Genomic DNA, 24,531 nt, shown 5'->3' on the forward strand with positions numbered 1-24,531 from the left:
AGCCGAAAGCGCAACCAGTACATGAAGACCTCGCAGCATGACGCCCCTCCCCAGGAACTCACCTCAGAATCGATGGCGCCCACCACCACCGCCCCGAAGCTAAAGCCACCCCCTTTCAAAACGCTCACAACAACCTGACAACCCCCCACACGGCAACTACCTCAGAACCAGGGGACTACACGTTGTGCCAGAACCCCCAGCGCTCCGCCTCTGGGTTGTACATACACGGGTCGCTGTGCGCGAGACCCGGATCGACAGCGCCACGCCAGTACTCACAGGTCCCCTGATCCCGGTACCCGCCGTAGTACTTCTCCGTCACAGTGGCACTCGCCGTGCCCGCACCAAGCGACGCGAAAACCATCCCGGCCGCCGCTACAACTGCTACCCGTCCACGCATTTTGAATCCTTTCATTCGGTGACCGAAACCTAACAGTCCGCAAGGTCGCCGGCTCGTCGATCACTGGCCATCCGTGCAGCGCCGACCGGGCCCGGCGGGGCAGACTTCGTCATGGCAATTGGGATGGCACCCTGAGGGCACGATGACGACAACTGCTGATTCACGGTCCCGGGGGCGCAGTCTGCGGCGGGACGCGCTCGGGTTGGGAACGTCCGCCGCGATCGGGATCTCCTCGTCCGCACCGGCGTACTCGCTGGCCGTTGCGGTCGGACTGCTCGCCGCGTACGTCGGTACTGCCGCTCCGGTCGTGCTGGCACTCTCGGCGGTGCCGGTCGTCCTGGTCGCGCTCTGCTTCCGCGAGCTGAACCGGACCGAGCCGGACTGCGGAACGACGTTCCCCTGGACCGAGAAGGCGTTCGGAATCGGAGTCGGCCGCATGGTCGGCTGGACCACGGTGATGGCCTGCGTACTCGTCATGAGCAACTTGGCCCAGGTCGCCTCGGTCTACACGTTCGTGCTGCTCGACCTGGACGGTGTGGTCGATTCCCGCCCGGCACAGGCCGCCCTGGGGGCCGTGTTCATCACCGTGATGGCGGTGCTCGCCTACCGCGGTATCCGGATCGCTGCCTGGACGCAAGCAGTCCTGCTGACCGTCGAGGTCGTTGCGTTGCTCTGGTTCGCCGTCAACGCCTTCCGCGAGGCGAATACCCTCAGCCTCGCGACGAACACCGGCGACGGCAAGTGGGCCGTCGGCGTACTGGTCGCGGTGTTCCTCTACTGGGGCTGGGACTCGTCGTTCAGCGTCAACGAGGAGACCCGCGACCCGCGCCGCACTCCGGCCATCGCAGCCCTGGTCGCCAACGGCTTCCTGATCGTCCTGTACGCCGTGGTCGCCTGGTCCGCGCTCGCCTACGCCGGTGTCGGCGCACTGGCCGGCATCGCGGACGACGACTTCTTCTCGGTCCTCAGCAACGACCTGCTGGGTACCGCAGGTGGCAAGCTGCTCATCGGCGCGGTCCTCGTCTCCGCGCTCGCCTCGACCCAGACGACCATCCTGCCGACCGCCCGGACGATGCTGTCGATGGCCCGGCGCGACGCGTTCCCGGGACAATTCGCGCGGATCTCCACTCGCTTCCAGACGCCCAGTGTGTCCACCATCGTCTTCGCCGCGGCCAGCGTGGTCATCTACGTCACCCTGGTTCTTGTCTCGGACGCAGTACTGGCCGACGCCGTCGGGGCCGTCTCCGTGCTGGTGTCGCTCTACTACCTCGCCACCGCGATCGCCGTACCGGTGTATTTCACCGGCCACCTCAAGGGCCGCGTGCTGCAACGAGTAGTCGTCCCGGTGCTCGCGGCGGCGTCGTTCGCCGCGGTGCTGGTACTGGCTGTCTCCGACGTGGGTACCGGGCCCCTGGTTGTGGTGGGTGCAACCATGGTGGTGGGCGCGCTGATCATGTACTCGATGAAGCCGCCTGCCGAGGGGGAAGGCAGGGTATGACGCCATCAGGACCGATCAGGCGGATGCGTAGTGCCGGTGTCACGCTCGGGCTGACCGCACTGGTCGCCGCTTCGCTGACCGGCTGCAGCAACGACGGCGACACGGCCGACTACGCGGCGATCTGCGTCGACCCGCAGACGCAGCAGCGGACGGACGACGACGAGTGCAAGGACGAGCGCGAGTATCGCGGCTCCGGGGCCGGCTTCTTCTGGTTCTACATGGCCACCCGCGGCGGTCTCCTGGTCCCGCCGGTCGGCGGCCGCTACAACACCGGGGACGGCAGCTACACCACTTCCAACCTGCGCAACGCCTCCGGCGGCACGGCAACCATCCAGCGCGGCGGCCTGTCCACCAAGGGCGGCAATATCGGCACGATCGCGCGCGGCGGCTTCGGCAAAGCCGGCAAAGGAAGCTCCGGCGGCTGAACCTCGGACACCACGACGTCCCGTCAAGTGGTCGACGATCGCGACAAGCTCCGGAAGCCCGTCATCGTGGTCGAGGACACAGGAAGATCCGAAGGAACCAGCACCTCCAGCAGGACGGTCGCTTCCAGGTCATCGCGCCGGTCGATGGTCAGCCGGTAGTAGGGCGGTGTACAGCGAACTACTCCAGCCACTCCGTCTCGAACGTCGCGTTGGCGTGGATGTGCACGGCCTCGTAGTCCTCGGTCCAGTCCTCGCCGTCGTCGCGCCCGTCCGCGCGGTTGACGACGTACTCACTCACGTCGGTCATCTTCTGATCCTTTCCCGCTGCCCTGTCGGGTTGTTTGACACTGCTGTGCGGCCGGACCATCCACGGCGCCTTTCCGACCGGCCTTCACTGTGCGGTCTTCTCAGCGACGAACGCCTGCCAGGTCCGGCCGGTCCCGTGCCAGGGGAACAGGTTCACCTGTGGTGGGGCTGTCGTCGTACTTTCCTCGAGGGGTAGCGAACCGCTACACGGCCAAAGCCCGTCCTGTGCTGACGTCCTGTCACGTGATGCTCGCAAGGCGCGACAGAGATGTCGCAGGCCCAGGACAGCGGCGGGTGGGACGCTGCTCGACGGAGTCCTCGACTGCCAAGCGAGGACCCGAGAGGAGCCGACATGATTCACGAACCGCGATTCCTGACGCAACTCAAGGGGATGCGTCGCCGACGCCGACGCGCGCTGCTGAGTACCGGCGGTGCAGTTCTACTGGCTGCGGCGGCTCTGTCCGCTCAGCCGGCCGGCGCATCGAGTGCTGCGACCGCTGCGGCATCCGCTGATCTGATGTCCTCGGCGCGTGCTGCTGCATCACCTGACCCCTACGGCTGCTACGCAGGGATCAAAGGCGACGGCAAGACCGCGTGGGGCTACTGCCCGTACAACGCCCCGACGGCAGAATTCAGGCTGCTGGCGACAACATGCGGGCCTGGTTCCTGCCGGCAGGTTCGGTCGGCTTGGTTCCCGTCGGACGGAAAGGCGCACTTGTGGACGCCCGGCGGCTACATCGCCAGCATCGACAAGATCGAGCACTAGAACCGGCACCGTCCGAACTACTCGCCGTGCCCACGAGCGGGACGGCGGTCCAGGGTGCCGCGGAGACGGCGAACGCCGCTCTGCGCGCCGAGGTGTCGCGCACCGTGAAGCAGCGCCGAACAGGCAGCGAGGACCTCGGTCGGCCCGCACCATCCGCCAGGTTGACCGGGCCGACCGAGGTCGCACGGCGGCAATCGCCGGCCCGGCTCTGACCCAGCCGAAGAGGATTGCGGCAGCCGCGGTTCCCATGATTCACCGGCGCTCTGTACCCGGCCTGCGGTTGTTCTTTCGTGCCGTCCGGAGAACCTGTCGGGATGGCACTCACGACAACAGTTCCGCGACAGAACGCAGCAGTATGTTGTGACTGCAGTCCCCCCCAGCGGGTCCCCGGTCTGATCGAAGGGCGGGGCCCCGCGACTGGTTTCACGGACCGGACCGGTCGAGGAACCAGCATCTGTTGAGCTGACCGCTTCGTAGATGTCTTCCGGCGCGCCTCTCCCTGCCGGACGCGGCTTCGGAACGGTCCGGACCGGCAGGTCGAGGCCTCACCAGGGCCCCGACCTGTCGGTCTTTCAGTGTTCGGTCGCTTCGAGACCGGCCAGCAGTTCGTGGATGCGCTGTTCACGGTCCTGGCGCCACTCTTCGGACGGTTCCGAGGTCTGGAGAGCGCGGAGCGCTCGAAGGAGCGTTGCGCGACCTTCGGCGATCAGACCCGCCTCGAGCTGGGTTTCGCCCAATAGGACGAGCGTGCCGGACAGGCCGCCGTGGTTGTCCAGCTGCTCGTTCAAGCGCGCTGCTTCGGCGAATGAGGCCGCCGCCGGGTGCAGCTCGCCGAGGGCCTTGAACGCGCGCCCCAGTGTGTCCGTCGCGTACGCCGTCCCTCGCTCGTCGTCGGCCAGCTGGTGCAGCCGGATCGCTTCGGTCGCCGAGGCGACTGCTTCGGCGTACTGATGAGTGAACAGGTACGTCATCGCCAGGTTGTTCCGCAGGGTTCCCTCCTGCATCACGTCCACCGATCCGGCGAGAGCCAGTTGCAGCTGCTCGACGGCCTCGTCGGGGCGTCCGAGGAGCCGCAGCGCGATGCTGAGGTTGCCGCGCGTCATGCGTTCGCCGTACGGGTGACCGTGGTCGGAGAACAGCGTGAGTGCTTCCTGAAGCGTGGTGGCAGCGGCATCGAGCTCGCCGGCCATGCCGAGCGTCGCACCGTGCTGATTGAGCGCGACGGCCAGCAGCAGGGAATCACCGGACTGCTTGGCCGAACTGACAGCGGTCGCCTGGACCAGACGACTGTCGGTCAGCGCGTAACTGCGTTCCAGGTCGTTCCACAGCGTGATCGCGAGCCGCACCGCGAGTTCGTGCTCACCGCGATCGGCGGACTCGACGACCAGGGCGATCAAAGTACGCCGCTCGCCTTCGAACCACGCGCGGGCCTCCTCGGTGGTGACCAGCGAGAGGGGCTCCGGAATCGATGCCGGCGACGGCATCGCCGGGAGCAGCCGGGGGCCCAGCTCGACACCGCGGGCCACTTCGGCGGTCGCCAGATACCAGTGGACCAGGCGGTTCGCGGCAGCTCGCCGGATCTCTGGCCCGTCCTCTGCTTCTGATCGTTCCCGCGCGTAGGCCCTCATGACGTCGTGGAGTCTGACCTGCTGGGAGTTGACCTGGTGCACGAGATGGAGATCGGTGAGCACGCCCAGCGTTCGACGCGCATCGCCGACCGGTAAGCCGGTCAACGCGGCGATCGCCGGCAGCCGCAGGGGCTCCACCGTGGTCGCGCCCAGGGTGCGAAGCATCGAGGCGGCGTCCGTGTCGAGCGTCTGGTACGACCACGACAGCACTGCCCGGACGTCGGTGGTCGGGCTGTCGCCGCTGCTCAGGGCGTCGATTCGTTCGACCTGATTGCGCAGACGTTCCACGACCGGATCTGCCTCGTCAGGGTGCCGATTCAGTTGTTCGCCCGTGATCGCCAGGGCGAGCGGCAGCCCGCTGCAGAGCCGGACCAGTTCGTCGAGCGTCTGCTCGTCCATCGGATGGGTCTGGATCAGTCGGCGAAGCAGATGTTTGCCCTCCGGGCCGTCGAGGGCGGGCACTGTGATCTGTTCCGCACCATCCCGGACAGTGAGACTGCTCAGCCGGCTTCGGCTCGTCACGAGCACAGAGGCCGAGGACCCAGGAAGCAGCGGCCTGAGCTGATCCGCGCTGCGCGCGTCGTCGAGGATCAGCAACAGCCTGCGGGAGGAGAGCTCGGTACGCAGGAGCGCGCTCCGCGACTCCAGATCTTGGGGGATCCGCGGACCGGGCACCCCGAGACCGCGCAGGATCGTGTCGAGCGCGGTCCCGGGGTCCAGCGGTTCGGACGCCCCGTACCCGCGAAGACTGAGGAAGATCTGACCGTCGGGAAACTGTTCCTTGGCCTGATGAGCCCAGTGAACGGCCAGGCTGGTCTTTCCAACGCCTGCCTCACCGTGCAGAACGACCAGGCGCGCCGAATCGGACTGGGCGGGGAGCAGCCGGGTCAAGGCCTCCAGCTGTGTTTCACGGCCGACGAATCGCCGAAGATCCAACGGGAGCTGCCGAGGCACCGACAGCTGGTCCAGCACCGCCGGCTCATCGCGAGTGGTCGCCCGGAGTCCGGCGTACGGGTCATCGGCGACCCGCACCGGGTGCCCGGAGTCGACAGGCTCGTCCTCCAGCAGCTGCAGGTGCATGGCTCGCAGCTCGGTGGAAGGATCGATGCCGAGGCCGTCGGCCAGCTGGACCCGCATCCGCTCGTACTGGTCGAGCGCCTCCGGTCGTCGCCCCTCGGCAACCAGCGCCTTCAGGAGGCGCAGCCACAACGACTCCCGCAGCGGGTGGACGCGGGTGAGGGTTTGGAGCTCCTCGCAGATTCCTCGGGTGCTTCCGGCCGCGAGGTCGAGGTCGATCCGGTGTTCCAGAGCGCGCAGGTAGCGCTCGATCAGCAGCGCGCCATGGGTTTGCCGGATCGACGAGACGATGCCCCCGACGAACGGCTCGCCCCACAGCGCCAGGGCCTGGTCCAGCAGCTCCCGGTCGCCGGTTCGTTCCGCTTCGTCCAGCAGCGTCAGCAGGTGCACAGCGTCGACCTGCGGAGGAGCGACGTCGAGGCGATAGCCGTTGTGATCGCGGACGATCGCGGTCGGGCCGAGCAGCTGACGGAGTTTGGCGATCATCGAGTGCAGCGCGGCCCTGACGTTCTTCGGCTCCCGCTCCGCCCAGAGTGTGTCGATCAGGGTCTCCGCGGGCACCGCGCGCCCGGGGTTCACCGCCATCAAGGCCAGACACGACCGCAAGGTGACGCCGCGCACCACGACCACGCGATCGTCGACGGAGATCTCGAAGACCCCCAGCAGACGTATCCGAAGACCACTCATTCCAGCATGATAGCGACGTCTCGATGGCCTTGACCGGCAATAAACTTGCCGTCAGCAATGTTATCGGCGGAGCTCCTGGCGGTACTGCCCAGAAAGATTGGTCAATGATCGAATACTGTTTCAAATGGAATTCCGCGGACGGCGTACCCGGGGTGTTATTGACCGAGGACGAGGCGCGGGCCAGGGACGCCGCGGGGGAGGAGTACACCGCGATCATGCCGCCCCGACCCGGAATCACCTCGCCGGTTCTGGTCACCGCGGTGAGGAAGACCGGTGTGGTCGTCGTGAGCTTCCTCGATGATCCCGGCCGAAAGGTGGCCGAGTACACCTTCATGAAGCAGTCGCCGGACAAGCTTTTTCTCACCCGCGTTCACCTGTGGACCTATCCGAGCGATCAGCCGGGATTGCGCCTGTCGGCTTCGTCGTGCCACGAGACCGTGACCTACCGCGAAGACGGCTCAGTACGCCGAGTGGTGAAGAACAAAGCGGAAGGCGTCCTGGAAACCACCGACCACACCGACGTCCCGATGACCGCCAACTGGGAGCCGGTCCCGGCCTTCGGCGACTACCGCTCGATCGCCCGCTTCGAGCGGCTGTGACGGCGGAGGTCCCCATCGGGCCGACTCCTGATCAGCTGATCAGGAAGCCGAGCGCGGCCAAGCCTGCGACGCCGCCGGCCGCACCGGCGGGCGCCCAGAGCCAGGAGAGCTGGAGCCGCCGGCGGTGGTCGACGGCGAGAATCGTGAACAGGCAACCAGGGACACCCCAGACGAGCCAGGCCGCACCGAAGTTGAACCAGCCGACGGACGACATGTTGCTGATGCCCTTGTCGAGGGGGTCCATCAAGCCGAGCAGAATCGCTGCTTTGACGACGGTCTCCGCGATCGGATAGGCCAGTTGTCCCAAGGCGACGGCCCACAGCGCCATCGACAGCAGGCGAGCGGGAACGATCCGCCCCCAGCTGTGCACTGCCGCCAGGGCGATGGCGATGGTGACGATCCTCAGGATCGTCGCGCCGATGGCGACGAGCCCGTCGCTGGTCAGCGGCTTGTCGGTGATCACCTGCTCACCGACTGCGATCCCCAGCACCACAAGGCAGAACAGGCCGACACCGAGGGCGATCGCGTACGCCGGCCAGCGCCGTACGGGAGCATCGTCAAGCGCGTCGGCAGTCATTGGCGTCCTGTTCTGTCAATCTCGGTTCGGACAACGAGTCCTTACGCATCATCGCTCCTCGCTCTGCCGCCAATCTGCCGCATTTCTGTCGCGATGCCAGGCAACGACCGGCAAACTCCTCACCGACGAACTCAGTTCAACTTCTTGTCGAGTTCTTCGGGCACAGCCGAAAGAGCTCGCCGTGAACAGCTGAGCGTTACCAGGCTGTGCGTATGAGTCGTGAGTCGATGAGTCGAGAACTGAGGCTGTACAACGACAACTGGCGAGGGGGATGAGGCGGGAGCGGCAGTGCGAGGACAGCGCCGCGGCAGATTCGTTGGCGAGACTGCTGCCTCACTCAGAAGGCGAGTGCGCCTTGTGCTGAGACAGGTAGGTCAGGCGTCGGAGGCGTCATGAGATCCGTCGAGTTCGGAATCAACGCACTGCTTGCGGTCGTACTGACTGTCTCGGCCGGTGCCAAGGTGCGCAATCGGCGCGCGCAGCGGGCATTCGCCGCGGTTCTGCGTGGCTGGGGCGTTGTGCCGCGGCGATGGACCGTCGCGGCGGCAGCACTGCTCAGCGGCGTCGAGGTTGTTCTCGCCTTCTTGCTGTGGTGGGTCGCTGTTCGATCAGTGGCCGGTGGACTTTCCCCTACGACCAGGCTGATCGCCGCCGGCGCGGCCACGCTGGTGCTCATCGCCTTCACCGCGGGAGTGGCGGTGAACCTTCGGCGCGGACGTCCGGTCAGCTGTGCCTGTTTCAGCACGCAGGCGCAACCGCTGCGGCGCCGGCACCTGGTGCGGAACCTGATCCTGGTGCTGGCCGGTGCACTGTGGACTCTGATCGTCCTACGACATCCCGCCGTACCGGCGCCGCCGGGCGGCTTGCTGCTGGCCGCGTCAACCGGCTGCCTGTCAGCGGTTCTGCTGATCCGTATCGATGACGTGACCGAGTTGTTCGGACCGTCGTCACCAGCGCTGAGGAGCTGAGATCATGATCATGATGACGGCCATGGTGGTCCTCGTCGGGCTTGTCGCTGTGGTCAATTTGCTGTTCACCTTCGGAGTGATTCGCAGACTGCGCGAACACACCGAGCAGCTGAGCCGGCTGGGCGGCGCGACCGCCGACTTGTTCACGCCGGGAGGCGGTGAAGGTCTCGCCGACTTCGCTGCCGAGACGGTGGACGGTTCGAACGTCACAAGCACCGCGCTCGGTTCGCGGTATGTCGTGGGCTTCTTCGCACCCGGCTGCGCCGCCTGCACGACTCAACTGCCGCTGTTCGTCGACGAGTTACGAAGTCTCGGCGACCCCAGGGCAGCTGTCCTCGCGGTAGTGGTCGGCGACGACACCGAGACGGGGTACGTCGGCGCGTTGACCGCCGTGGCCCAGGTCGTTCGCGAAACCGACGACGGGCCGCTCACCGGCAGCGTCTTCGGCGTTCGGGGATTCCCAGCCTTCGCGGTGGTCGAGGAGGGCCGAATCGTCCGCCAGGGCAACAGTGCCGCCGACCTTCAGCTCTCGCAACAGCGGTGGCTTCGACGGCCGGCCGCGATGGGGTGATGCGACCGTGCGGCATCCCGCCGGCTCGCGGCGTCCGGCCACATCGAACTGTCTCCTTCGTGCTGCTGTTTCCGGCGCTCCTCACTGTGGCGCTTCTCCTCGTCCGGCGCAGGTTCGTCGCGATCACGGTGGTCGGACAGAGCATGCAACCGGTTCATCACGACGGCGCCGTGGTGCTGGTCCGACGGACGAGGCCGACGGACGTTCGGTCGGGCCAAGTCGTCGTGGTAGCCAACCCGAGTACCGCCGAAGGACTCCACGATCCGCCATGGATCATCAAGCGCGTTCGTGCGGTACCGGGCGAGCCGGTACCGGACGGCGTGGCAGCGCTGCTGCCCGGCTCCGTCGTACCGCACGGCTGTCTGGTCCTGCTCGGGGACAATCCGCTCGCCAGCCACGATTCCCGGCAGCGCGGGTACTACCGGTCGGACTCCGTACTGGGCGTCGTCCTGCGACCCGTGGCAGGACGTCGGCACCGCCGCGACCGACCACGAACGTGACGTCTGCTCCTCGATTCCACCGTCGAACGGCCGAACTCCGGAGGTCAGCATGAATGCTCCCGGGCCGGCATCCCAGGGCGAACAACCGCCGATTCGGCCGGCCGACCTCCTCGCCGCGCTGAAGCTGTGCCTACGAGCCGGCCGAGTGCATTGCGGCGGTCTCCTGATCCTCACCGTGGTTGCTGGCGCCCTGCCTGCGGCCGTTGCCGTGCTCACCAAGTCGGTCGTCGACACGATCGCGGCCGGCGGGTCTGCCGACGCTCTGTTGCCTTCGACCGCCGGGCTGGTCGTGGTCGGTCTGCTGATCGCCGTTGAGCCTCACGGCTCGGGCTACCTGAGGGGTGAGCTGACGCGCCGCATCAGCCGCGCGCTGGAAACCGAGCTCTTCACCGCGGTGAACGGGTTCTCCGGCCTGGCTCGTTTCGAGGCGCCACGATTCCTCGATCAGTTGAAGATGGCCGGCCGGACCACCGGGAACTCGATCGCTCCCGCCACCATCGGCCTGTTCGAGATCACCCGGAGCGTCATCACAGCGGTGACCTTGCTGCTGACTCTCGCGGCGATCAGCCCCGCGATGGCCGGAGTCCTCGTGCTGGCCGCCGTACCGGCGATCATCGCCGAGATCCGCCTCACGGCCAGCACCACCACAACGCTGTTCAGCCTCACCCCGGAGAACCGGCGGCAGGTGTTCTACAGCTCGCTCATGACGGATCTGCCGGCAGCGACCGAGGTCCGGCTGTTCGGCCTCGGGGGCTTCCTGGGCCGGCGCTTGGCCGGCACCATCGACCGGATCAACGACGGCGAGCGCCGGTTGGATCGGCGAGCCGCGACCGTCCAGGGCGGGCTGGCGCTGCTCGGAGCGGTCATCTCGGCGGCGGGCCTCGCCTGGATGATCGGCGCGGCCGGTGCCGGCCGGTTCAGCCTCGGTGACCTGGCGGCCTTCATCGCTTCCGTCGCCGGTACGCAAGGTGCCCTGGCCGGGCTGGTCGCGGGTCTTGCGGGCGCTCACCGTGCGTTGCTCATGTTCGGATACCACCGTCTGGTCGTCGGCCTGCCCGACGACCTCGAACGCGCGGCCGATCCACGACCGCTGCCGGCGCTTCGCCAGGGGATCGAGCTGCGTGGGGTCTGGTTCCGGTACGACGACGCGCTGCCCTGGGTGCTGCGGGACATCGATCTGACCGTTTCGGCCGGCCAGACCGTCGGCCTTGTCGGTCTCAACGGGGCGGGAAAGAGCACTCTCATCAAGCTCCTCTGCCGCTTCTACGACCCGACCCGTGGGTCGATCCACTGGGACGGCGTGGACATCCGCGAGGTCCCCGTCACCGAGTTGCGGCGCCGGCTGAGCGTGCTCTTCCAGGACTACATGTGCTACGACCTGACAGCCGCCGAGAACATCGGCCTCGGGGATCTCGATGCGCTCCACGATCGCTCCAGGATCGAGACGGCGGCCCGGGACGCCGGCGCCGACGCCGCCATCCAAGCCCTCGGTCGCGGCTACGAGACGCTACTCAGCCGGGTGTTCAGCCTGGAGGCGGACGACGGTTCGCCGGACGGAAATACCTCGCTGTCCGGCGGACAGTGGCAACGGCTCGCGGTCGCGCGGACGCTGATGCGGCGGGACCGCGATCTCCTCGTCCTGGACGAGCCGAGCGCCGGACTCGACGCCGAGGCCGAGCACCGCCTGCACCAACGGTTGCGGGCCCTTCGCCGCGGCCGGACCAGCCTGCTCGTCTCGCACCGGCTCGGCACCCTTCGGGACGCGGATCGCATCGTCGTCCTGTCCGGCGGCCGGATCGCGGAAGCGGGCACTCATGACCAACTGGTGCGATCCGGCCGGGCGTACGCCCGCCTGTTCGCCTTACAAGCCAGCGGATACGACGGCACCGGTCCGTCGCCGCTCGATGATCTGTCACCGCACAGGTGACGAACTGTTCCCGGACACCGAAGAAGGAGAGAACTGTGATCAAGCTTCTTGAACGAGTCGCGGACCGGACACTCAGTCTGTTCGTACCGAAAGCCGAGGCGGCCGCCGCCGGGTGCCCGAACTGCCCTGCCACGCCGAGTTGCGGAAACTGGGCCTGCTGCCTGGTCGGCACCAGTGCGATGTTCTGGCAGCGCTACTGCCGGGACCACAACGGCCGTTGCCACCTGGAGATTCGCGGCAAGTGCTGAGGTGACGACGGACCGCCACGTGCCCAGGGCTCTGCCCCTGGTGCCGTGGCGGTTCGTGCTGGCCGTCAACGCTCCCGGCCCGTGAGCCGGCTCAGTAGCTGGTGTGCCAACGGGGTCAGTGTGTGGAGGGCGGTGCCACCGTGGCGGTAGGTGGAGATCAGCCCGGCGCCGCGCAGGATGGTGCAGTGCTCCGATGCCGACGCCGGCGAGATCTCGAGCCGGCGGGCCAGTTGGGTCGTGCTGGCAGGGACCGTCAGACCACGGATCACGGTCGCCCGGGTCCGGCCGACGAGATCGATCAGCGCGTCGGCGATGGTGTTCGGACTGCCGGCGGCGCTCGACAACCGGGCACCGGGATAGATCAGGATCGGCCGATGGCCGGGCACGTTGTGGATCATGCAATTGGTGGTGAAAGGCGACGGTTGAAGCGCGAGGCCGCGACCCGCCAGCTGCAGCTCGTAGTCGTTGGTCCCGCGGATCGTCAGCGTCCGGCCCTCCCAGCTGATGGTGGGGTGCAGGCTGGTCAAGAGCTCGCTCGTCCCCGACTTCATCAGGGTCTGCGCTCTGAGGGCCAGGTCGGCGCTGTGGCGGCCGGTCAGTTCGGCGGCGGTCGGTCTCAGAACATCTTGGTGAAAGGCACGGATCGCGCTGCCGAGTGCGCGGCGGGCCGTGGCCTTGCCGGCCGCCAGGCCCTGCAAGAACGGATGCGGAGTTGTCGGCAACGACGGCTCGAGTTCGGCACGCAGTACGTCGTCCGGCGTGTCGATCAACTGCTCGATCGATTGCTCGAGGCCCGGCTCCGTGAAGGGCGTCAAGAAGTCGGGGAACCTGCCGTCCGGTGTGATCAGCGTGAGCAACGGCAGCGCCGGCGGACGGAGGCGTGGCCGCGCGGCCCGCCGCCATCCGCTCAGCTCGGGTGAGAGTTGCCGCCCGACCAGGGCCCGGGCGGCGAGAGCCGCTTGCCACAAGGGCGAAAGCTCGGGTGGGAACGTGACCCTCCCGAGATCCTCAGCGGTGAAGTGGATCCGGAACATGCTTGATTGTCGTCCCTTCGCGTGACGACAGTCCACATCAGATCGTCCGGCCGAATGTCCGTGGTGCGCGCGGCAGATCGCCGACAGTGCTGGGACAGAACAGCTTCCTACTGTTCGTGGCGTAACTCCGGCAAACGTTGCCCCTGACACCAAACCTGGAGGATCCATGACCACCGATTCGACATCCACCGCCGCTCTCGACGCCATGCTCGGTGAGCTGGAGCGCACCGTTCCGGCGGGGCAGGAGCCGGTCAAGGGCACCTGCGCCAGCAAGTGGATCTACTGCAGCTGACCACGAACTGCGGACACCCGGTGTGCTTCGGGTGTCCGCGCCGATCCCGGAGGAGCGGCGTGACCGAGACTCTGTGGCAACGCACGCGGCGAGGGCGGCCGGAACGGGCCCCGATTGTTGCGCGCGTTGCCGACGCGGTCACCGCGGGCACCGGGGGAGCGCTGCTCCCTCCGCTGGCGAGCGCAGGCGAAGGGCACTGGCTTCAGACCGGCTACCTCGCAGGAACGTCGGGCGCGGCGATCGTGCGCGATGCGTTCTCCGATCCTCGATTCGGACCGGTCATCGACGGGCTCGAACGAATCGACGCCTGGTGTGCGGCGGCGACGAGGCGACAGCCCGCCTTCTTCAGCCCTGGTGTACTCGCCGTCGAGAACGGCGAGTTGTTCGGTCCGGTGCTGCGTGAGCTGTTCACAGCGTGCGCCGCGAGCGCGCTACCGGAATTGTCCGGCTACTGCCGGATGCGTACGACCCAATGGCTCGACGCACTCAGCGAGTTCGTCGACCGGCTCGTCGAGGACGTCGATCGGTACGGCGAACTGCCGGGCTGCACGGGCTCTGTGACAGAGCTGGTCGCCCAGGACGGTGAGACCCACCACCACGGCCGGCGAGTACTGCGGGTCGGCTTCGCGGGGGGCGGCGTACTCGCCTACAAGCCGCGACCGCTCACCGGCGAGGCGTACTTCGCGTCGTCCGGTCGAGACCCGGAATCTGTGTTCGCACTACTGAACCGCCTGGCGGCGACCGACCTTCCCACCTTCTGGTGCTGGTCCGGTGCCGGGTACGGATGGCAGGAATGGATCGACGGTGCCGAGGTGCCGGCCGATCCGGGCCGGTACTGGCGGCAGACCGGCGCGCTCGTCGCGGCAGCGTTCGCCTTCGGCATCGGCGACCTGACCGCCGACAACCTGGTGACTGGACGCCGCGCTGCCGATGACTCGGCACGTCTCTACCCTGTCGACCTCGAGGTGTTCGCCCGGCCGATGCCGCGTTTGTGGTGCACGGGTCTGATCCCCGACAGGAGCGGACAGGCCGACCACGTCGGACTGTCATCACGAGGCGCTGCAGGCGGCCCGGTCGCCTGCTTCCTGGACGACGGGGAGCGGCTGGTCGTCGTCGACTCGCCGTACTACGTCGACGTACCGCGCAGCGATCGGTACGACGTCGACTTGCCGGAGCTTCTGCGTGGCGCTTTCCACGCCTGGGCAGCGATCTGCCGGTACGCCCACGAGCTCACCGGCGCCGTGACGGACGCGCTGGAGAAGCTGCCCGCCCGTGTCCTGGCCCGGGACACCGCTGAGTACTTTGTCGCTTGGCGATCGCAGCTGCTCACCGGAGCTGCCCCTGGCAACGACTTCAGCCGACCCGAACGAGCCGCTCTCGCACGAGGCGACATCCCCTATTTCGTGGCCGTTCCGGGCGACGCGACCCTCCGGACGCCGGAACTCGGCGACACCGGACTACCCGTCCCGTTCGACGGTCCCGATCCGGCGGTGGCGCACCGAGATCGCTGGACCTTGTCGGAGCTCGGCATCGCGATCCGTGATCTGGTGACGTACTTCGATCTTCCCGGCTCCGGAGCGGGCCTACGAATCGGCGGCAGCGAGTTCGCCGTGGACTGGCCGGACGCCGAGCGCCGGGTGATCTACCACTGGGACGACACGACAGTGCGGCTGCGGGCGGTCCCACTGATTGTGCCGGAGGCTGTCGAGGACGTCGCCGCCCGGTTGCGCCGGATCGACGACGTCGACGCAGCAATCCGCACTCCGTGGGCGGCCGGCGGGTTTGTGGACGAAACCGCCGAGGCCCGGCTGCGGGGCCTGGTGGCCCAGGCGATGTCCTGGCTGGAGACAGTTCTCGACGTGTACGGCTGGCCGGGACCGCGGCTGGTCGGCCACGATGCCGCCGGGGGAGCGGCCAGGCTGGTTCAGCATGCCGACGGCCCCCAACCGCTGCGGGACCGCTGCCTGGCGGCGATGACGGATGCCGCCCGGCAAGGGGACGTGCCTTGGCCGGACGTCGCGTATCTCACCGACTCCCTCTTGCTGGTGCGCGGCCTGCCGCAACGGTACGGGACCAAGTTCCAGGCGGTGGGTGGTGCCTTGGTGCCCTGCCCGATCGCTGATCTCGCCACAGTGGACGGCGACCGGGCAGCGATGGGCCTGCCTCCGCTCGCCGCGTACGCCCAGGAGCTTCGAGACAGATTCGGAGCCACCGTAGCGAAAGGACAGAACCTTGGAGCTGACCCAGTTCGCTGATCGCTACCGCAGCGGCTGTCCCGCGGTCCTTCAGGGCGGAGCGCTGTCGATCGACGCCGACCGCGCCTGGGAGGTGACCGTTGCGGCGTGCCTTCCCTACGCGCGCGGCGCGCGGTACCAGGCGCTACCTGCCGTCAGTCTCATAGCGGACCGATGTCACTGTCCGCCGCCTTCGAAGCTGCTGCCCGGCCCCGAGGATCGCGACCCAGCGGAGTACGCGGTGCGGGTGTCGAACACTGTTGCCGAACTGACGCTCACCGTGACCGAGCCTCTCTTCACCGACTATCCACTGTGGGCCTCGGTCCGCGATCTGCTCGCCGGCCTTTGGGCTCGCGTGGGCCATCCGGTACAGCCGGTCGGGTCGGCGCTCGTCCTGACGACCGGACGACTCCACCCGGAAACTGAGGACGTGCGGAACGGCTGCTTGTTCGTCGCCTTGGCCGGGAGATCGCGGGCGGTTCTCGGTACGGAATCTCCAGCAGACGTGGGGCCCGGCGACCTGATGTATCTGCCGCCTGGTGTGCCGGTCGTCCTCGACACCGACGGACAGCTGCTGCTTCGACTGCGGATCGCCACCGACCCGCGATCCCCGGCCGTCGATGCCTTCGACCTGATTGCCGTCGAGACCCAGGCCTCTCGTCATCCCGAGGGGACCGTGCCCTACCTCGAGACAGGGGCCGGACCGTCAGGAGAGGTCAGGCTCGAGCGATCCGGTCCGACGATGGCAGCGCCGGTCCTCCGTGCCGCGGCCGACTTGTTCCGCCTGCGCCGGATGCAGTGGACGGCCCGGGTGAGCACAGCCGGTCTGGAGCCTGCACCGGCGGTCGCCGAACCGACAGCACTCGGTCCCGGGCAATCGGTTCGGCTGCTCGCCCCCGTCGTCGTTGCCGCGGACTCCGACGACGGTCGCGACCGATGGGCTGTCAACGGCCACACCTTCACGGTCGGCGGGGAGGTGCCGGACCAGGTCCTGGCGGCCTTGCGGCCCGGGCAAGCCGTGGCGGTCTCCCAGCTGTGTACCGCCCCTGACGGCTCGGACAACGGTGCTTTGCCGCTGCTCGAGCGCCTGCTGATCCTGCGTGCCATCGAATGTGTGGAGCCGACATGACCGACGAAGGCCTGTTGATCAGGGACCATCTCGACTGGGACGAGTTCACCGACCTGTACTGGGATCGCCGTCCGGTGCTGTACACGCGACTGCCGGCCGATCCCTTCACGGCGGCAGAGGCCTTCAGCGCGACGACTCGGGCCTGCCGTCCGACGTCCGACGACGTTCTGCCGGTCGGTGTGCAACTCACCTTCGGCGGGCGCCGGCCCCTGTACGCCGAGGGGCGGCTGCCGCGACCCGCGGACGGCGACCTGTTCGGCTACGGCGAGCGGATGACCCGGGAGCTGGACGGCGTCGGGCACGCCCTCATCGTCAACGTCGTACATGCTCACGACTACCCCTTGTGGCGGCGGGAGAGAGACTTCTTCGCCCCGTTGTTCGACCGCGTGGGCATCCCGTCGACCGGAGCGATCACGACGCTCTTCCACGGCGACTACGATCACTCGCCGGTCGGGGTCCACAAGGACCGCTTCGCCACGTTCATGTACGTGGTGTCCGGCCGCAAGCGGATGCGGATGTGGCCGCGCCGGCCGTGGGACCACGACGCCACCACCGTGGTCGACTACGACCGGTACCGGGAGAGCTCGATCGCTGCCGAGGTGGAAGCGGGTCAACTGCTCTACTGGCCGTCCTCCTACTTCCACGTCGGCGAGAACATCGGCGTCCGCACCGCCACCAGCTTGAACGTCGGTGTGCCCCGCGAAGGTCATCACGCGCTGTTCGACCTGCAGGAGCTCCTCGGAGATCTGACGCCTGCCGCACTGGTCGAGCCCCGCTCCCACCTGCTCGACAACCTTCCTGCTGTTTCGGCAGCGCTGCACACCGACGAGGTCGCCGACGGCCGGCTTCGGCAGCCGGTGCCGGACGCAATGGCGGACGCCGATCGCATGATGCGCGAGACGCTGTCGAGTCTTTGGGGCAGTGAGCGGCGCACCGAAGTGCTGCTGGCGCGGCACAGCGCGGGCGGCTTCGCTCCTGTTCCGCCGGCCATCGAGCCATCCGGGTTCGAACAGTCCGTGATCGAACCGCTCGACAGGCACCGACCGCCGCTGTGGTGCCGAGTCGAAGCGGGCGTGTTGGTTGCCCTGAACGGTCACGTGGTCCGCACCAGCCTCGATCCAGCGGTGCTGATCGCGCTGAACGACTGGTGGGGGACTGGTCAGCGAGCTCGACCGCTCGACCTGGCCGAAAGCCTTGCTGGTCAGCGTCGATCGGAACTTCTCGTCCTGCTGCGCCGGCTGGCCGCGTTCCAAGCGTTTCGCAGCTCTTGAGTACGCGCGGGTCGTCAGATCAGGCTGAATCTGGGCGGGGTGCACAAGGCGCCCAAGACCGGCGCACCGTCGATCGTCCGGATGGTCAGGGGGCCATCTTCGGCGATGGCGTCGAGCAGGAGGGCGATCAAGCCGGTCACGAAGCTTGCACCGACGCACGCGGCGGGTCCGGTTCCGAACGGTCGGTACGCGTCGCGGAACCGGTCCGGCGGTTGTAGCCAGCGTTCCGGGCGATACTCGTCCGGCTCCGTCCAGACGGCGGGCGATCGGTGCATGAGATACGTGCAGACGAACAGGTGATCGCCTGGCAGGACTGTTCGACCGCCCAAGGTGACCGGACGACGTACGTCGCGATGAAGCAGCCAGGCCGGCGGCCAGAGCCTCAGTGCCTCCCGCACCGGGTCGCCGCGAGGTTCGGCCGGTTCGGTGGACAAGACCTGCCCGGCGCCGGTGGAACTCGTCCAGCCGGCGCGAAGCAGCACGGCCCAGGCCATCGCGACCGCGGTCGCACGGCAGGTAGCCCCGATGAGCCCATGCAGCGCGAGGGCAACCTGATCATCGCCGGTCAGTTCCTGCCGCATCATCGAGATGACGTCCCCGCCCCGTGCCGGGTCCTGCTTCCGTACCCAGTGGAAGAGTCTCGCCTGCGCCCGGCTGTGGCTGACACGCCCGCCCAAACGTCTCAGCCGACCATGCCGGCGGTCCAACTCGGCAGAGCGGGACAGGGCCGCGGTGAGTCGCCCGGCCAGGACCGGATCGGCTCCGGGAAGGAGATGGTCGAGCACCACTTCGAGACACAGTGCGCCGAGCGCGTCCGGCCAGATCGCACCTCGCCGCCGTAGTTCGCCGGCACGGGTGCGGAGGGTATCTGGCGAGGTCTGCCGCAAGGCCGTCTCGAGGACCCGGGCCATGGCCGTCGTCATCGGCCGAGTCGCGGGACTACCGGGGTTCCACCCCGGGACCGCTCCGAACGGCGCGGACTCCGCGTGGAAGGGATCATCCGTGCTCTTCAACACGGCGCGGATGAGTTCGGGGTCCGCGACCACGTACTGGCCGCCGGGAAGGGCCCTGAGATCCACGGCGGGCTCGGACTGCCATCGCGAAAGGACTGCCAGCGGATCTGCCGCGAACAACGCCGCTTCGGCTTCTGGGACATCGACAACGATCATGGCTCGTCTCCGGATGCGGCCTGCCCGCCGTCATCGGGCGGGCAGGCCGGTGCGCTCTCAGTAGACCTCGTAATAGATCACCCATCGCCGGGTGGACAGGTCGCTGCCCCGACGACTCGGTCGCAGGAAAAATCGCAGAGTTCGCATCGGATCCTCCTTTCTTCTCCTCGAAGATCACGAGTACGACGCCTGCACTCGTGATCGACAACGTCGTCGAGACCGCCGACGCCGAGATGAGCATTGCCGACTTGGCTGTTGTCGCCCTGCCGTTGCCATGTCCCGGCCGTGGCCGGAAACAGCGCCGCGGCAGAAGGGCTCGCCATGCTCTACGACGACGACGACCTCGGCGCTCATTCCCGACCGCCCTGTGCCACACCAGGTCGGCGGTGCTGCCGAGGTCGCGCCGCAGGATGGTGCCCGGTCCGGTTGTGACTGTGGGAGCCGACAGGCGTCGCCTCAGGTCTGCTCGGTCCGGCGTTGGTAGACGGTGAGCAGGGTGCTGTCGCCGTACACCGTCGCTTCGCTGAGCGTCCACGCGCTCTTGTTCGCGGTCGGCGTCCAGAGCCGGCGGCCGTGGCCGAGGACGAGCGGTGACGTCATGAGGTGGATCTCGTCGACGAGGTCGAGGGCGAGGAGGCCCTGGGCGAGCTGGATGCTGCCGGCCACGGAGATCTCGCCGTCGACCTCTTCCTTGAGCCGGGTCACGTCCTGTGCCAGGTCGCCGCTCAGCACGGTCGTGCCTGCCCACTTGGGGTCGGTGAGGGTCTGGGAGACGACGTACTTGGGCATGGTGTTGTACTTGTCGGCCAGCTCACCCTCGTACTGGGGCCAGGCCGAGGCGAAGCCCTCGTAGGTCTTGCGTCCGAGGAGGAGCGCCGTGGCCCGGAGTGCTTCGAGTTCCTTGTACCGCTCGCCGTCTCCGCGGTCGAACTCGAAGCTCCAGTTCTCGTACTTGAAGTCCTCTCCGCCGGGTGCTTCCACGACGCCGTCGATCGAGGCGAACTCGGTGAGCACGATCTTTCCCATGTCAGTTCTCCTTCATGAACGCGCGCAGCGCGCCGGCCAGTACGTCGGCGGTGGTCGAGTGCTCCGTGCCGGGTACCGGCGCGAGGGTGGAGGTGGGCAGGTGCGCGGCGATGGCCTGCGAGCCTGCGGCCAGGGCGGGCCAGGTGTCGATCCCGTGCATCACCAAGACCGGGACGTCGATGCGCTTCCACAGCTCGGAGGGCAGCGGCTCGCCGGAGAGGGCGTCGCCGACCTGTCGGGCGTCGTAGGCGATCGTGGGGGCGACGGCTTCGAGTCCCGCCCAGAAGTCCTGCTCGCGCATCCCGGCGACTGCCTCCTCGGGCAGCATGACCGCGGCGGTCATGAACAGGGCGACCGCATCACCCGGTCGGCCGTCGGCGATGGCCGCGTCGAGGCGCTCCACGTAGTCGTCGGGCAGCGGAGGGCGGGAGTCGTCGGTGGCCGCGTTCGGCTCGAACAGTGCGAGACGTGCGATCGGTACGCCGTCCTGGGCGGCGTTGAGCGCGAGATTGGCGCCGGACGACCAGCCGAACACGGTCGCCGGGCGCCCTTGGCAGACCTGCTCGATGATCGCCTCGAGGTCCTCGAACTCGCGCTCGACGACGTACGGGGAGGTGTCGCTGCTCTCGCCGCGACCGCGCCGGTCGTAGTTGATGACCAGGAACTCGTCGGCGAGCAGTTCCGCCGTCTCCTGGTTCACCGGGTTCGTGGCGCGATACGAGGTCGCGCCGTCGATGATTTGGTCGTAGTAGCCGAGCCGGTGCACGACGTCCAGTGCGGGAGTCCCTGCCCTGAGCAGCACAGCGGCCTCCCGGGCCCGTTCGATCTGACGGATCGCGCCTTGGGTGAGTCCGGTGGCGGCGGCCACGCGGCGTTGCACCGCCCGCGAGCCGAGCCGTGCGGCGCCGCCCCACACCACCTCGTCCACCAGTGGGTCACGGACCAGAACACCGGCGCGCACGAGTTCCTCCACGAGGCACTCCGCGTCGTCGAACCCGGGGATCTGCCACTCCTCGTCGCGCAGGACGAACGTACGGTCGGTCACGTGTGGACTGCTACGGCCGCCGTCGACGAGCGCGCCGATCGGGAGATGGGGCATCGAGGTGCCGTGCGCGAAGGTGATCCCGAACGACTCCGAGTCGCCGGCTGTCTCGGCGCTCGACGCTGTCGTCTCCGGTCCTCGTACTTCGGCGTGCATGGTGCCTTGCTGCTCCCAGAAGACCAGCTCCCAGGTCGATGTGGCGATCGAGGTCATCTGCTCCACCCCGCAGGTGCGGCCGCGCCAGACCCGTGCCACGTAAGGCGAATCCGACCCGCGACGGCCACTCTCGATCGGCACGGTCCTACTCCTTGCTGATCACCGCCCTGGTCAACAAGGCGAACGGCCTGCGGTACAGCCGGGGATTCGGCTGTACCGCAGGCCGCCGTCACTGCCGGGCTTGTGCGGTAGCGTGCGTGAGAGCGCTGATCAGCCCTCGAAGGTCACCATTGCGCTGAGCGGAAGCTGAATCGACTGCACGCGAATCCGGCCGTGCGCAACATTGTTGCCCCACGGGACGGTCCCGGTGGCGCCCTGGCCACAGCCGAGCGCGAACCACTGGCCGACGTTCGTCACGGTGTTGAAGCCCCAGACCTGAACGCAGACGGTGACGTCGCCAGTGACGACCCGCCACTTGTACCCCTTCTTGTAGCCACGGTGGCCGGCCGTGGCGCAGTTCGAGTCCACCGGACTACTCCAGAATCCTGGCGGCGCGAAAGCGGTTCCACCACAGCCCTGAATTCCGACTTGAGGCGCGCCCTTTACCGCACCCGTCGTCTCCGGCCGAGGCGCCGCGGAAGCGCTGCCTCCCGTGAACGCCAGCCCGCTGATCAGTGTGGCCGTCGCGACTGCAGCAGCCGCGGTTGCGAACCTACGCAAACTTCCTCCAGATGCTTGTTGACAAGGAGTACTCGCTGATTTGGTTTCGAAACCGACCGTAACTATCTGCTCTGTCGGAGCGCTTTCCTGCGGCTGTTCTGACGCTGTCATGCAGTAAACGAAAATCAATCACTTCCCTGGATCAGGAAGCCTTAGTCCCAGTAGGCAACTCACGTTCTTCATCAGCTCGGCGGACCACTCGTCACGCGATCGTCGCGGCATGCTTGCGCTCGGCATCGATCGAGTCGACCAGACCGGCCAGGCCGATCGCCTGGGACCATCGATACCGCAACGCCCTGCCCAGCATCATCTCTTCTCGCCAGCAGTACGACTCTTCCGGAGGTAGGGCGCGGTAGGTTCACAGGTCCTTGGTGCCTGCGCCTGGTACCGCCGGCCGAGCCGTTTGCGCCAAGGGGATCGGACCGATCCTCTAGCGGTTGGTGAACCAGGTGAGGATGCGGGGAGCTGCGCTGTACCACGACTCGAAGTGGCCGATCGGGCCGAGATCCACATCGCGTGCACCGAGCGTGCGTTGGCAGCTCAGCGTGTTGGCCGGAACCACCTCCGCGTCACTACTCCCGTAGTAGAGCCGCACTGGTCGTTCCGGCGTCCAACCGCGACAGCTACTGTCGCCGGCTCGCAGGAGCCGTGCATACGAGCCCTTTGCCTGTAGCAACTTCTTCCTGAAGGCAGGGAGAAACAGCTGATCCGGCGAATCCGGTAGACCAGTCAGGATTTCCTCAATACTGTGCCGGCCGTCGAAAAGCGTCTCCACCGTCCCGGCGTACGGGGGGCGGAACGCATCTGCCGGGTCGGCGTAGAGACGGGCGAGCGACTTCCAGCTGATGGCGAAGTAGGCGAGGTAGTACGTCGCCGATTTCGCGTCCACCCGCCCGTCGAACGCGGCCGGCAGTTCGACGCGCTCGAGGTCGTACGGGCCGGCGACCGCGGCGACGCGGTCCAGCCGGAACCCCGTTACGTGGCCTTGCTGGAGGCTCTTGCCGAGATTCACGGCGACCCGTCCACCCTGCGAGAATCCGGTGACCATCACGTCGCGGTTCAGACGGACGCCGCGCTGAGCGGTGAGGTGCCGGGTGGCGAGCAACATGTCAGCCGACGCGGTGGTCTCGGACGCGAGGTGCATGAACGGATGCCGGCCAGGGCCGAGCCCAAGGCCTAGGTAGTCGGGTGCGGAGACTGCCAACCCGGCACCACCGAACATCAGAGCCGCCGCGCGGTTGTCGCCATCGGCCACACTGGCCACGTCGTTCCGGTTGGAGATCGTCCCGTGCGTGTACGACACCACCTTCAGCTCGTGGCGAGGCGCACTCGGCAGGGCTGCCAGTCCGCTGGCATTGACGGGTCGACCCGCGGGGCCAACGGTGCGGTACACGACCCGGTAGAGGTCGACGGCGTACCGGCTCCGCGGCCGAGCGAACCCCTGCTCCGCCACGTAGACGTCGACCTCCTGAGCACTGAACGTCTTCAGGTGAGTTGCACCGACGAGGTCTCCGCGATGCTGGGCTCGGATGGGCGGCGGACCCTGCGCGGTCTGGGGAGACGCAGCGGCTGCCGATCCAGCGAGGCCTGTTGCGGCCACAAGGCCTACCAGCACTACCTTCAATGGTTTTAGCATGCTGGTCAGTTTCCTCAAGCACAACAAGCGAAACGAGGGGTCTTACTCCCCGCCGAAGGTGGAGATATGTCTACCCCGAACTGCTGCATCGGGTCGGACCCCTCGATGGTCATCGGCGGAGTGCTTTCGGCTGCAACGCGGCAAAGGTTGCGACGACAGCGGCCTGTGCCACAACGAAGACTGTGCCGAGCTCGCGGCTCCGGGACTCTGTTGCGCCCGTGGGCTGATCACCAGCAGGGCGCCTGCCCAGAGGAGGAGGAAGGAGCCGGGCGCCGACACTCAACCCGTTGGGGATCCCGAGCGGGCCGTCGATGGCCGGCCTGCCGCCGTCAGGACGGCTCCGCGGCCGCCGGAAGCGATAGCGTCCAGACGCAGGAGTTGTGTCAGACGGTGGTCGGTTGCCGAGCTCGTGAGCGATGGTGCGGTCATGGTGTTCGTTTCAGATGCTCGCGCGGTTGATCTGCCTTTCATCGTCATCGAGGGGTCTGTGATCACTCTGTCTTCGTACTGTCCCCGGCAGAGTTCGGTCCGACGGACGGCGGTAACCTGCGAGACGTCGTTCTGCGCCGAGTCGGCAAGTCTGGCGGGAATGGAGTGGGCAGCGAAGGAACAGCACGCCAAGGTGATCAACCTCAGCCTCGGCAGCGT

Annotated in this window: 23 protein-coding genes; 13 read left to right on the forward strand and 10 right to left on the reverse strand. The window is 67.6% G+C overall.

Annotation, left to right across the window (positions count from 1 at the left end):
* Positions 1-175: 175 nt before the first annotated feature.
* Positions 176-397 carry a hypothetical protein gene (locus tag ACZ6ZD_RS26940; protein ID WP_465676694.1) on the reverse strand — a complete coding sequence of 74 codons (222 nt, stop codon included), beginning with the start codon at positions 395-397 and terminating at the stop codon, positions 176-178.
* A gap of 142 nt (positions 398-539) precedes the next feature.
* On the opposite strand from ACZ6ZD_RS26940, the gene ACZ6ZD_RS26945 reads away from it, so the two are divergent.
* Positions 540-1,895 carry an APC family permease gene (locus ACZ6ZD_RS26945; protein ID WP_465676695.1) on the forward strand — a complete coding sequence of 452 codons (1,356 nt, stop codon included), beginning with the start codon at positions 540-542 and terminating at the stop codon, positions 1,893-1,895.
* 23 nt (positions 1,896-1,918) lie between these two features.
* Entirely contained in the window at positions 1,919-2,320 is a 402-nt protein-coding gene (locus tag ACZ6ZD_RS26950) for a hypothetical protein (RefSeq protein WP_465676696.1), read from the forward strand.
* Positions 2,321-2,498: 178 nt separating this feature from the next.
* Here the strand turns inward: ACZ6ZD_RS26950 and ACZ6ZD_RS26955 are convergent, their stop codons facing one another.
* On the reverse strand, positions 2,499-2,627 hold the full coding sequence (locus ACZ6ZD_RS26955) for a hypothetical protein (RefSeq protein WP_465676697.1): 129 nt from the start codon (positions 2,625-2,627) through the stop codon (positions 2,499-2,501).
* A 351-nt stretch (positions 2,628-2,978) separates the two neighbouring features.
* Here ACZ6ZD_RS26955 and ACZ6ZD_RS26960 point away from each other — a divergent pair, with 351 nt between their 5' ends.
* Positions 2,979-3,392 carry a hypothetical protein gene (locus tag ACZ6ZD_RS26960; RefSeq protein WP_465676698.1) on the forward strand — a complete coding sequence of 138 codons (414 nt, stop codon included), beginning with the start codon at positions 2,979-2,981 and terminating at the stop codon, positions 3,390-3,392.
* A 572-nt stretch (positions 3,393-3,964) separates the two neighbouring features.
* On the opposite strand, the gene ACZ6ZD_RS26965 is transcribed toward ACZ6ZD_RS26960, so the two are convergent.
* Complete coding sequence (locus ACZ6ZD_RS26965) at positions 3,965-6,784, reverse strand: AfsR/SARP family transcriptional regulator (RefSeq protein WP_465676699.1); 2,820 nt, start codon at positions 6,782-6,784, stop codon at positions 3,965-3,967.
* Positions 6,785-6,807: 23 nt separating this feature from the next.
* Here ACZ6ZD_RS26965 and ACZ6ZD_RS26970 point away from each other — a divergent pair, with 23 nt between their 5' ends.
* On the forward strand, positions 6,808-7,383 hold the full coding sequence (locus tag ACZ6ZD_RS26970) for a hypothetical protein (RefSeq protein WP_465676700.1): 576 nt from the start codon (positions 6,808-6,810) through the stop codon (positions 7,381-7,383).
* Between the two features lie 31 nt (positions 7,384-7,414).
* Here the strand turns inward: ACZ6ZD_RS26970 and ACZ6ZD_RS26975 are convergent, their stop codons facing one another.
* On the reverse strand, positions 7,415-7,960 hold the full coding sequence (locus ACZ6ZD_RS26975) for a hypothetical protein (RefSeq protein ID WP_465676701.1): 546 nt from the start codon (positions 7,958-7,960) through the stop codon (positions 7,415-7,417).
* A gap of 392 nt (positions 7,961-8,352) precedes the next feature.
* Between ACZ6ZD_RS26975 and ACZ6ZD_RS26980 the strand changes: the two genes are divergently transcribed.
* The 5 genes from ACZ6ZD_RS26980 to ACZ6ZD_RS27000 are packed head-to-tail and all read left to right on the forward strand — an operon-like array spanning position 8,353 to position 12,174.
* The gene (locus ACZ6ZD_RS26980) at positions 8,353-8,928 is read left to right on the forward strand and encodes a MauE/DoxX family redox-associated membrane protein (protein WP_465676702.1); all 576 of its coding nucleotides are present in this window, start codon (positions 8,353-8,355) and stop codon (positions 8,926-8,928) included.
* Between the two features lie 4 nt (positions 8,929-8,932).
* The gene (locus tag ACZ6ZD_RS26985; RefSeq protein WP_465676703.1) at positions 8,933-9,499 is read left to right on the forward strand and encodes a peroxiredoxin family protein; all 567 of its coding nucleotides are present in this window, start codon (positions 8,933-8,935) and stop codon (positions 9,497-9,499) included.
* A 59-nt stretch (positions 9,500-9,558) separates the two neighbouring features.
* Entirely contained in the window at positions 9,559-9,999 is a 441-nt protein-coding gene (locus ACZ6ZD_RS26990; RefSeq protein ID WP_465676704.1) for a S24/S26 family peptidase, read from the forward strand.
* A 49-nt stretch (positions 10,000-10,048) separates the two neighbouring features.
* On the forward strand, positions 10,049-11,926 hold the full coding sequence (locus ACZ6ZD_RS26995) for an ABC transporter ATP-binding protein (RefSeq protein ID WP_465676705.1): 1,878 nt from the start codon (positions 10,049-10,051) through the stop codon (positions 11,924-11,926).
* 35 nt (positions 11,927-11,961) lie between these two features.
* The gene (locus ACZ6ZD_RS27000) at positions 11,962-12,174 is read left to right on the forward strand and encodes a hypothetical protein (RefSeq protein ID WP_465676706.1); all 213 of its coding nucleotides are present in this window, start codon (positions 11,962-11,964) and stop codon (positions 12,172-12,174) included.
* A gap of 65 nt (positions 12,175-12,239) precedes the next feature.
* Here the strand turns inward: ACZ6ZD_RS27000 and ACZ6ZD_RS27005 are convergent, their stop codons facing one another.
* A complete protein-coding gene (locus ACZ6ZD_RS27005; RefSeq protein ID WP_465676707.1) occupies positions 12,240-13,031 on the reverse strand; it encodes a helix-turn-helix domain-containing protein in 792 nt (263 codons plus the stop codon).
* Between the two features lie 343 nt (positions 13,032-13,374).
* Here ACZ6ZD_RS27005 and ACZ6ZD_RS27010 point away from each other — a divergent pair, with 343 nt between their 5' ends.
* From ACZ6ZD_RS27010 to ACZ6ZD_RS27025, 4 genes are read left to right on the forward strand one after another with little or no spacing between them, the layout of a single operon-like run.
* Complete coding sequence (locus tag ACZ6ZD_RS27010; protein WP_465676708.1) at positions 13,375-13,500, forward strand: hypothetical protein; 126 nt, start codon at positions 13,375-13,377, stop codon at positions 13,498-13,500.
* Between the two features lie 59 nt (positions 13,501-13,559).
* The gene (locus tag ACZ6ZD_RS27015; protein ID WP_465676709.1) at positions 13,560-15,755 is read left to right on the forward strand and encodes a DUF4135 domain-containing protein; all 2,196 of its coding nucleotides are present in this window, start codon (positions 13,560-13,562) and stop codon (positions 15,753-15,755) included.
* Positions 15,733-16,863, forward strand: coding sequence for a hypothetical protein (locus ACZ6ZD_RS27020; RefSeq protein WP_465676710.1), 1,131 nt, complete (start codon positions 15,733-15,735; stop codon positions 16,861-16,863). The genes ACZ6ZD_RS27015 and ACZ6ZD_RS27020 overlap by 23 nt, the downstream gene beginning before the upstream one ends.
* Positions 16,860-18,134 carry a hypothetical protein gene (locus ACZ6ZD_RS27025; RefSeq protein ID WP_465676711.1) on the forward strand — a complete coding sequence of 425 codons (1,275 nt, stop codon included), beginning with the start codon at positions 16,860-16,862 and terminating at the stop codon, positions 18,132-18,134. The genes ACZ6ZD_RS27020 and ACZ6ZD_RS27025 overlap by 4 nt, the downstream gene beginning before the upstream one ends.
* 14 nt (positions 18,135-18,148) lie before the next feature.
* Here ACZ6ZD_RS27025 and ACZ6ZD_RS27030 read toward each other — a convergent pair whose 3' ends face one another.
* The 5 genes from ACZ6ZD_RS27030 to ACZ6ZD_RS27050 all read right to left on the reverse strand — a co-directional run bounded on the left by ACZ6ZD_RS27030 (position 18,149) and on the right by ACZ6ZD_RS27050 (position 23,901).
* A complete protein-coding gene (locus ACZ6ZD_RS27030) occupies positions 18,149-19,303 on the reverse strand; it encodes a cytochrome P450 (protein WP_465676712.1) in 1,155 nt (384 codons plus the stop codon).
* Between the two features lie 456 nt (positions 19,304-19,759).
* Entirely contained in the window at positions 19,760-20,329 is a 570-nt protein-coding gene (locus tag ACZ6ZD_RS27035; protein WP_465676713.1) for a dihydrofolate reductase family protein, read from the reverse strand.
* A gap of 1 nt (position 20,330) precedes the next feature.
* Entirely contained in the window at positions 20,331-21,584 is a 1,254-nt protein-coding gene (locus tag ACZ6ZD_RS27040; RefSeq protein WP_465676714.1) for an alpha/beta fold hydrolase, read from the reverse strand.
* 213 nt (positions 21,585-21,797) lie between these two features.
* Entirely contained in the window at positions 21,798-22,055 is a 258-nt protein-coding gene (locus ACZ6ZD_RS27045; RefSeq protein WP_465676715.1) for a hypothetical protein, read from the reverse strand.
* A 622-nt stretch (positions 22,056-22,677) separates the two neighbouring features.
* Positions 22,678-23,901 (reverse strand): dienelactone hydrolase family protein, encoded by a 1,224-nt coding sequence (locus tag ACZ6ZD_RS27050; RefSeq protein ID WP_465676716.1) that lies wholly within the window; start codon positions 23,899-23,901, stop codon positions 22,678-22,680.
* Between the last annotated feature and the right edge of the window lie 630 nt (positions 23,902-24,531).

It is taken from the genome of Kribbella sp. NPDC104218, assembly GCF_055584105.1.

What these genes read in the sequence shown, in the direction of transcription:
- ACZ6ZD_RS26940 (WP_465676694.1), bottom strand. Translation starts at nt 397, where the DNA reads ATGCGTGGACGGGTAGCAGTTGTAGCGGCGGCCGGGATGGTTTTCGCG.
- ACZ6ZD_RS26945 (WP_465676695.1), top strand. Translation starts at nt 540, where the DNA reads ATGACGACAACTGCTGATTCACGGTCCCGGGGGCGCAGTCTGCGGCGG.
- ACZ6ZD_RS26950 (WP_465676696.1), top strand. Translation starts at nt 1,919, where the DNA reads ATGCGTAGTGCCGGTGTCACGCTCGGGCTGACCGCACTGGTCGCCGCT.
- ACZ6ZD_RS26955 (WP_465676697.1), bottom strand. Translation starts at nt 2,627, where the DNA reads ATGACCGACGTGAGTGAGTACGTCGTCAACCGCGCGGACGGGCGCGAC.
- ACZ6ZD_RS26960 (WP_465676698.1), top strand. Translation starts at nt 2,979, where the DNA reads ATGATTCACGAACCGCGATTCCTGACGCAACTCAAGGGGATGCGTCGC.
- ACZ6ZD_RS26965 (WP_465676699.1), bottom strand. Translation starts at nt 6,784, where the DNA reads ATGAGTGGTCTTCGGATACGTCTGCTGGGGGTCTTCGAGATCTCCGTC.
- ACZ6ZD_RS26970 (WP_465676700.1), top strand. Translation starts at nt 6,808, where the DNA reads ATGGCCTTGACCGGCAATAAACTTGCCGTCAGCAATGTTATCGGCGGA.
- ACZ6ZD_RS26975 (WP_465676701.1), bottom strand. Translation starts at nt 7,960, where the DNA reads ATGACTGCCGACGCGCTTGACGATGCTCCCGTACGGCGCTGGCCGGCG.
- ACZ6ZD_RS26980 (WP_465676702.1), top strand. Translation starts at nt 8,353, where the DNA reads ATGAGATCCGTCGAGTTCGGAATCAACGCACTGCTTGCGGTCGTACTG.
- ACZ6ZD_RS26985 (WP_465676703.1), top strand. Translation starts at nt 8,933, where the DNA reads ATGATCATGATGACGGCCATGGTGGTCCTCGTCGGGCTTGTCGCTGTG.
- ACZ6ZD_RS26995 (WP_465676705.1), top strand. Translation starts at nt 10,049, where the DNA reads ATGAATGCTCCCGGGCCGGCATCCCAGGGCGAACAACCGCCGATTCGG.
- ACZ6ZD_RS27010 (WP_465676708.1), top strand. Translation starts at nt 13,375, where the DNA reads ATGACCACCGATTCGACATCCACCGCCGCTCTCGACGCCATGCTCGGT.
- ACZ6ZD_RS27025 (WP_465676711.1), top strand. Translation starts at nt 16,860, where the DNA reads ATGACCGACGAAGGCCTGTTGATCAGGGACCATCTCGACTGGGACGAG.
- ACZ6ZD_RS27030 (WP_465676712.1), bottom strand. Translation starts at nt 19,303, where the DNA reads ATGATCGTTGTCGATGTCCCAGAAGCCGAAGCGGCGTTGTTCGCGGCA.
- ACZ6ZD_RS27035 (WP_465676713.1), bottom strand. Translation starts at nt 20,329, where the DNA reads ATGGGAAAGATCGTGCTCACCGAGTTCGCCTCGATCGACGGCGTCGTG.
- ACZ6ZD_RS27040 (WP_465676714.1), bottom strand. Translation starts at nt 21,584, where the DNA reads ATGACCTCGATCGCCACATCGACCTGGGAGCTGGTCTTCTGGGAGCAG.